This window comes from Kitasatospora sp. NPDC101155 (assembly GCF_044768305.1).
In the GTDB taxonomy this organism is placed as follows: domain Bacteria; phylum Actinomycetota; class Actinomycetes; order Streptomycetales; family Streptomycetaceae; genus Kitasatospora.
The window spans coordinates 126,785-134,418 of record NZ_JBIWPN010000020.1; the positions used below are offsets into that span (position 1 = coordinate 126,785).

A 7,634-nucleotide genomic window follows, 5' to 3' on the forward strand; every position below is an offset into this window, starting at 1 on the left:
ACACCCACCGACAGCCGTGCCCATCCTCGTCCCCCGGTCCCGAAGGAGCCCCGCTTGCCACCGTCCGCCGACACCATCGCCGCCGTCACCCGCGCCTACCTGGCCCGCCACCCCACCGAACGCGCCACGCTCGAACCGCTGCTCGCCATGCTGGCCTCCGAGCCTGCGCCGACCAGCCGCACGACGCTGCCCGCACACGTCACCTGCAGCGCCGTCGTCATCAACCGCGAACAGCAGGTCCTGCACATCCACCACAAGGCCACCGGGCTGACGCTCTGCCCCGGCGGCCACGGCGAGGAATCCGACACCAGCCTGCTGGGCACCGCGATCCGGGAAGTCACCGAGGAGGCCGGCATCCCGCCCGAGGCGCTGTGCCTGGTCCCACAGCTCCTCGCCCAGCCCGTCGACATCGACCTGAACGACATCGACCCGAACCCCGACAAGGGCGAAGGCACCCACCAGCACTACGACTTCCGGTTCGCCTTCTACCTCGCCGACGCGGCAACACCCGAAACGGCGTTCCGTGCGGAGGCGGTCACCGGCTGCGAGTGGCGCCCCTTCGAGCAGGTCGCCTCCCCGTCGCTGCGCGCCAAGCTGAGCACCGCGGGCCTGGACGGGCGGCCGGAACCGGTGAACGCCTCCGTGCTGATCCACGACGGCGGCGGCCGTTACCTCCTGCACCTGCGCGATGCGTTCGACCACATCTGGGCCCCGGGTGAGTTCAGCCTGCTCGGCGGTGGCCGCGAGCCGCAGGACCACACGTTGGAGGATACGCTGCGGCGCGAGCTCGCCGAGGAGGCCCCCGGTCTCGAACTCGGTGCACTGGAGCCGCTCGTGGTGGACCAGACCACCGGCGCCGACGGCCTGTGCATGCCCGTCCAGGTCTACACCGCCCGCTGGACCGGCGACCCGGATGCGGTGGGCCTGACCGAGGGCGTCCTGCTGCGCTGGTTCACCCCGGACATGCTGCACCGGTTGCGGCTGCGCACTTCGACGCGCGACCTGCTGCTCGCCCACGCCGCGCAGACCCGGGACAGCGCGGCCGTCCGAAAACCCGCACCGCGCCCGCCCCACCGACCGGCCGCGCCCGCCGGGGCAGGCCTGCGGCGGGCGGTGCCGTCGGACGCGGCTGAGCTGACCCGGCTGCGCCTGGTCATGCTCGCCTCCGCCGGCACCGTCCCCGGGCCGGAGTGGTCGGGCGAGTGCGAGCGGTGGTTCGCCGACCGGCTCGCCGGTGACGAGCGGTTCGCCGCGTTCGTCATCGACAACGGCACCCGCCTGCTGTCCTGCGCGGTGGCTCAGTACACCGACCGCATGCCCCGGCCCGGTCAAGGACCGTACGTCGGGCACATCGCCTCCGTCGCGACCGACCCCGGTCACCACCGCCAGGGCCACGCCCGGCGGGTCGTCGCGGCCGTGCACGACTGGCTCACCGCCCACGGCTGCGGACAGATCAACCTCACCGCGTCCCCCGAGGCCGAGGAGCTGTACCGCTCGCTCGGCTACCGGGACCCCACCGGCCCCACCCCACTGACCTGGAGCGCCCGATGACCGACCAGCCACCGTTCGACCCGCCACCGTTCGACCTGCTCGCCGAGGCCAGGGCCGCCGGCGCGCAGCGCCTGGCCACCGCGGTCCTGCTCGTCAACCACCGGGCCGAGGTGCTGCTGGTGCGCCGGGCGGCCACCGCGCTGCTGGGCGGGCTGTGGGAGTTGCCCGGTGGCGGCATCGAGGAGGGCGAGAGCCCCCTGGTGACCGCGCGGCGCGAACTGGCCGAGGAGACCGGCATCGCCGGGGCGCGGGTCACGGCCTACCTCGGTTACAGCGACCACGACGACGCCCGCGGCCGGCGAGTGCGCGAGTTCGCCTTCGCCGCCACCCTTGACCACCCGCAGGACGTCGTCCTCAGCGTCGAGCACGACGCGCACCGGTGGGTGCTGCCCGCCGACCTTCCCGACCGGCTCGCCGAGCACGAGCGGGGCCTGATCGGCCGGCATGCCGCCCAGCCCAAGCCCTACCTCGGCTACCTTCCCCTGCCCGCCTACCTGGCCGGTATCCCCGCCGCCACGATGTGGGCCGACCTCTTCCTCACCACCGCCGAGGGCAGGGTGGTCCTGCTGCGCTCCACCAACCCGGCCAAGGGACTTCAATTTCTCGGCGGGGACGCCGACTTCACCGACCCGGACCCACTGCACACCGCGGTGCGCGAGACCTTCGAGGAGACCGGCCTCCGGTACTCGCCCGACCCGGAACTGCTGCCGCTGGTCGCCACCGTCGTCGAGGGGCCCCGGGCCGGTTGGCCGACGAAGATCGGGTTCATTCACGCGGCGCCGGTGCTCACGGCCGCGCAGCTCGCCGCGATCCGGCTCGACCCGCGCGAGCACGACGAGGTCGTCACCCTCTCCGAGGCGCAGCTCAGGGATGGGACCGGAGCCCACGACCACGCCCTGACGCGAGCCGTGCTGAACGCGGTGCGCAGCGGCGTCCCGGCCCACATCGTGCGTCCCTGACCACCGCCACACCACCGAGGGGAGACCTGGGTGAGCGCTGCGCCGAGAAGCACAGCACCTGACCTGCACACCGTCGAGGGGCCGTCCGCGCCCGCTACGGCGGACACCACCACGGTCGACTCGGTGCCCAGCGGCTACGCGATCGCTTTGGCCGCGGAGCCCGGGGTCCACGACCCGGCGGTCGTCGCGGCGCTGGCCGTCGTGCCGCGCCACCACCTCATCCCGCGTGCCTACCTGCCGCTGGGCGAGGAGCGGCCGACGACGCGCTGGCGGCTGCTGGACGCCGACGGGGACCGGGCCGCGTACCGGGGGCTCGTCTACTCCATGGATCAGGTGGTCGTCCAACTCGCCGACCAGCCGGCCGCCGAGCACACGGTTGGCGCCGTCGCCCACATCGCCCCGGACGGCGTCACCGTCACCGAGTGGGGCCCGCGCGCCCTGTGGCAGCTCGCCGAGGACGTCCACGAGCGCTGGGTCGCTGCCGGCCGGCCGGACACCTACCGGTTGGAGCTGACCGACCAGGAGCAGCGCGTCATCGGTGGCCCGGGCCTGCACTGGGTGCTGCCGCTGTGACCGTGATCTCGCCGGCGCACCGCGGGTGTTCCGTGATCGCCTCGCCGCCGCGCCGGTGTGACGCGGCCGGAGGAGGCCGGTGCGCCCGGCCGCCGCCCGGGTCTGCGCGCGCCCCGCCATCTTGCCTGTGCCCTTCGACGAGTTCTGGAGACGCCCAGTGATCTGGCCCCGCCGCAAGCCTCGACCCGAGTGCCAGCCCTCGGCCGGTGAGCTCCGTCTGTTCGGGGCCAGGTTCGGTTACGACTTCGGGTTCACCCGGCACGAGAGCGTCGCCGCTGACGCCACGCTGCGTCGCGTCGCCCGGCAGATCCCGGCCATGCTGGTCCTTGCCTGGCGTCTGGCCTGGCGGGCCGACCGGCGGGCTCTGGTCGGCGTGGTGTGCGCCGAGGTCGGCCGCGCCGCCTTTGCCGCGGTTGCGCTGGTGGCGACCAACCGGGTGCTGGCCGAGTTGCTGGCCGGCGGTAGCGCCACGCAGAGTCTGCACCGCGCGCTGGTTCCGCTGCTGGTCGCGGGTGCGGCGACCGGCGCGGCGAGCTGGCTGTCGTCGGCCTCGACTTGGGCGGCGGCGGTCCTGGAGCCCCAGGTCGAGCGGATCACCACCCTGACCCTGCTGCGGCACGCCGACTCGGTCGAGCTCGCCGCCCTGGAGGACGCGGAGTTCGCGCGGACCCTGGAGAGTGCGCGGTTCGGAGCGGACTCGGTGCGGCGCCTGATCAGCGAGGCCGTTTCCGTGCTGGGTGCCGTGCTGACCATGACGGCGACCGCCGGGGTGATCCTGTCCCTGAACGTGGCACTGCTGCCGATGCTGGTGCTGATCGCGCTGCCCCGAGCCTGGGGTGCGGTGCGCACCGCTCGGCGCCGGCACGCCTCGGTGATGGCCTGGCTCCAGCACGCCCGTGCCTCGAACTTGATCTGTCAGCAGGTCACCGCCCTGCAGAACGCGGCCGAGTTGCGGGTGCACGGGGTGGGCCGGTGGCTGCTGGAGTGCTACGAGGAGATGGCGCGCACCTCCGAGCAGGAGCGCCGGCGCCTGGCCGGGGCCGCGGCCGCGACCTCGGCCGGCGCCTCCGCGGCGTCCGGCGCCGCCTCGCTGGCCACCTTCGCACTCCTGGGCTGGCTCGTGCTCGCCCACCGGCTGCCGATGGCCGGCGCGGTCACCGTCATCGTCGGCATCCGCAGCGGTGCAGCGACCGTTGGAACTCTGCTGACCGGCGTGAACCGCATGTTCGAGGAGTCGCTGTACGTACGGGACCTCGAACGGCTCGGTACGGCGGCCGGCGAGCGGGCCATCCCCGCCGGGGGTGCGGACCTGCCGCAGCGGCCCGCCGAGATCCGCCTGGAGAAGGTGACGTTCACCTACCCCGGCCGCACCTCACCGTCCCTGAGCAGCGTGTCCCTGGTCATCCCCCGCGGCAAGGTCGTGGCCCTGGTCGGCGTCAACGGCGCCGGCAAGAGCACCCTCGCCAAGCTCCTCGTCGGCCTCTACCAACCCGACGAGGGCCGGATCCTGTGGGACGACCTGGACACCCGCACCGCCGACCGTCGCCAGCTGTTCGCCTCCTGCGTCCTGTTCGCCCAGGACTTCGTCCGCTGGCCCTTCACCATCCGGGCCAACACCACGGCCGGGCGCCCCGAACACGCCGAGGACGGCCAGGCCCTCCAGGACGCGGCCGACTTCGCCGGTCTCGAACCCCTGCTGAGCGAGCAGCCGAACGGCTGGGACACCATGGCGGCCAAGGGCTTCACCGGAGGCGTCGAGCTGTCCGGCGGCCAGTGGCAGCGGATCGGAACCGCCCGCTCGGCTTTCCGGTTCTCCACCATCGGCCCCGGCGCGAGGCCCCCGCACCTGGTGATCGCCGACGAGCCGACCTCCGCGCTCGACCCGGCCGCCGAGATCGCCGCATTCGACCGCATCCGCTCACTGGCCGCACAGGGCATGACGGTGGTCCTGATCACCCACCGTTTGGCCGCCAGCGCCGCCGCCGACCTGATCTACGTCCTCGACGGCGGCGAGCTCGTCGAACAGGGCACCCACGAGCAGCTCATGGGCAACGAGCCGGACCCGGGCCGGCCCGGGAGCGGCAGCTACCGCACCGCCTACCTGCTCCAGGCCCGCCAGTACGGCAACACCCCGCTGCCCGGACAGCGCCACCCCCGCACCACCGACCGGACCTGACCGCCCGACAGGGTCGGCCGGGTGACGACGATGCCCGGCCCGCCCAGCCCGACCACTCATCCCGACCGTCCCCGCCCGCTGCTCACCACCGCCCGCCAGCCCGAAGGAGTCAGTCCTTGAGCCTGCCCACCGTCACCCGTCAGCCGGCCGTGCCGCAGCCGTGGCAGCACCACAGCCGCGCCACCCTGTTGGACACCGACTCGTACCTGATCCACCGCGACACGGTGACCCAGCCCGATGGCACCAAGAGCAGCTTCGAGTTCCACCAGGCCCGGGTCGACGGGGCCTTGACCGTCGCGCTGGACGACCAGGGCCGGATCGCCATGGTCCGCTACCGCAGCTACGTCCACGGCGAGGTCCTCACCCCGCCCGGCGGCATCCTCGACCCGGGCGAAAACCCGCTCGACGCCGCGCGGCGCGAACTCAAGGAGGAGGCGGGCATCACGGCCACCACCTGGAACAGGCTCGGCGAGATCGCCCTGATGACCAAGTCCACGGCCAGGCTCCACATGTTCATCGCCCGGGATCTGACGCTCGGTGAGCAGGAACTGACCGGCACCGAGACGGGCATGACCGTGGAGTGGTGGCCGCTGGAAGAGGCGGTGGCCGCCGCGATGGACGGCACGCTCCTGCTCTCCGGGGCCGCCGTGTCGGTCCTGATGGCCGCCAACACCATCCACTCCAAGGGGTGCGCGTGAACGCCCCGTCTCCGGCGGAGGCCCCCGCCCTGCTGCACGCCTGGTCGGTCCCGCAGCGCGAGTACGACCGCCAGGAGGAGCGCCGCGGCCGCCGTCACGCCTACACCCGGCTCGACCCGGCCCGCGCCGCCCTGGTGGTGATCGACATGGTGCCGTTCTTCGACGGGCCATACGCGCGCGGCATCATCCCTCAGATCCAGACCCTGGCGGGCGCCATGCGTCAGGCCGGCGGCCTGGTGGCCTGGGTGCTGCCGGGATCCGGCCGGCCGAGTGCTGCCCGCGCGGAGTTCTACGGCCCCGAGATCGCGGAGCTGTTCCGCACCTCCGGCGGCAGCGGCCCGCTCGCCGGGCGCCTGTGGCCGCAGTTCACCGTCGACGAGGACCGCGACCTGCTCGTGGAGAAGGCCGCGGCCAGCGCGTTCTTCCCCGGCCTGAGTCCGCTGCCCGACCTGCTGGCCGAGCGCGGCATCGACACCGTGGTGGTGTGCGGGGTCGTCACCGACGTGTGCGTGGCCGGGTCGGCGCGCGACGCGTTCACCCTGGGCCTGCGGGTGATCGTGGTGGCCGACGGCACGGCCGCCGGCAGCGACGAGGTCCACAACGCCACCCTGCGGACCCTCTACCGGTCCTTCGGCGACGTGCGGCCCACCGCCGAGGTCCTCGACCTGATCCGGGCCGGCTGGTGACCGCGCCCCCGGCCCGCGGTCGGCCGGACCGTCCGCGAACGCTGTGGCGGCAGCCGAACTTCCGCAACTACGCCCTGGGGCAGGGGATCTCGGTCGCCGGCAGCGGGGTGACGCTGGTGGCCGTTCCGGTCGTCGCCGCACTGAAGCTGCACGCCTCCACCCTGCAGGTCGCCGGGCTGGTGGTGGCCGGCCGCCTGCCCCCGCTGCTGGTCGCCCTCCTCGGCGGCGGCCGCGCCATCGCCGCCGACTCCCTGTCCTACCTGCTCTCCGCGGTATTGCTGATGCGCATCACGACGCCGGAGCCCGCCCGGACCGAACCCAAGCAGTCGACCAGCATGCTTGCCGACATCCGAGCAGGCCTCGCCGACACCCTCCGCACGCCGCTGGTCCGCGCCGCCGTGCTGTCCGACTGCGTCAACGCCAGCGTGATGGCCGCCTGCGCGGCCCTGTGGAGCCTGTTCCTGCTGCGCACCCTCGGCTGGCCGCCCACCGTGCTGGGCCTGGTCATGGGAGCGGGCGGGATCGGCGGGGTGATCGGCGGCATCACCGACCGCCGCCTGGCCGCCCGCTTCGGCCGCGTCATCGTCACCGCCCTGGCCATGTCCCCGGTGTGCCAGCTCCCGCTGCTCCTGGCCCGGCCCGGCGTCACGGGGCGCATTGCCCTGCTCTTCGCCCTCGTCAGCGCCCTCGGCCTGGTCGGCATGGCGGTCGTCACCGACACCCCGTCCGACGGGCACCGGGTGGTCGTCCAGACCGACCCGGCGGTCCCCCTCGCCGACGCCGGACTGCTGCGCCGCGCCGTCGCCAACCTGCTGGGCAACGCCCTCCCCCACGGCCACCCACCGGAGCAACCGGCCGACAGCGAGATCACCCTCGACGCGGACAGCACCGTCACGGTCGACGACGCCGGACCCGGCATCCCGCCCGAACGGGCACGCTCCCTGTTCGAGCGCTTCCACAGCGGCGCCGGCTCGACCGGCCTCGGCCTGTC

General features: G+C 73.7%; 7 protein-coding genes. All 7 read left to right on the forward strand.

What is annotated here, in order from left to right; all coding sequences use genetic code 11:
• Window positions 1–54 precede the first annotated feature (54 nt).
• Window positions 55–1,551 carry a GNAT family N-acetyltransferase gene (locus ACIRYZ_RS27270; RefSeq protein WP_402948847.1) on the forward strand — a complete coding sequence of 499 codons (1,497 nt, stop codon included), beginning with the start codon at window positions 55–57 and terminating at the stop codon, window positions 1,549–1,551.
• Window positions 1,548–2,510 (forward strand): NUDIX domain-containing protein, encoded by a 963-nt coding sequence (locus ACIRYZ_RS27275; protein ID WP_402948849.1) that lies wholly within the window; start codon window positions 1,548–1,550, stop codon window positions 2,508–2,510. Before ACIRYZ_RS27270 ends, ACIRYZ_RS27275 begins: the two co-directional genes overlap by 4 nt.
• Window positions 2,511–2,540: 30 nt before the next feature.
• Complete coding sequence (locus tag ACIRYZ_RS27280) at window positions 2,541–3,083, forward strand: hypothetical protein (RefSeq protein WP_402948852.1); 543 nt, start codon at window positions 2,541–2,543, stop codon at window positions 3,081–3,083.
• A gap of 157 nt (window positions 3,084–3,240) precedes the next feature.
• Window positions 3,241–5,259 carry an ATP-binding cassette domain-containing protein gene (locus ACIRYZ_RS27285; RefSeq protein ID WP_402948854.1) on the forward strand — a complete coding sequence of 673 codons (2,019 nt, stop codon included), beginning with the start codon at window positions 3,241–3,243 and terminating at the stop codon, window positions 5,257–5,259.
• Window positions 5,260–5,375: 116 nt separating this feature from the next.
• On the forward strand, window positions 5,376–5,957 hold the full coding sequence (locus ACIRYZ_RS27290; protein ID WP_402948857.1) for an NUDIX domain-containing protein: 582 nt from the start codon (window positions 5,376–5,378) through the stop codon (window positions 5,955–5,957).
• Complete coding sequence (locus ACIRYZ_RS27295; protein ID WP_402948859.1) at window positions 5,954–6,643, forward strand: isochorismatase family protein; 690 nt, start codon at window positions 5,954–5,956, stop codon at window positions 6,641–6,643. Before ACIRYZ_RS27290 ends, ACIRYZ_RS27295 begins: the two co-directional genes overlap by 4 nt.
• Window positions 6,640–7,634: ATP-binding protein (locus ACIRYZ_RS27300; RefSeq protein WP_402948861.1), on the forward strand; the 995-nt coding region annotated here is incomplete at its 3' end. The genes ACIRYZ_RS27295 and ACIRYZ_RS27300, both read left to right, overlap by 4 nt.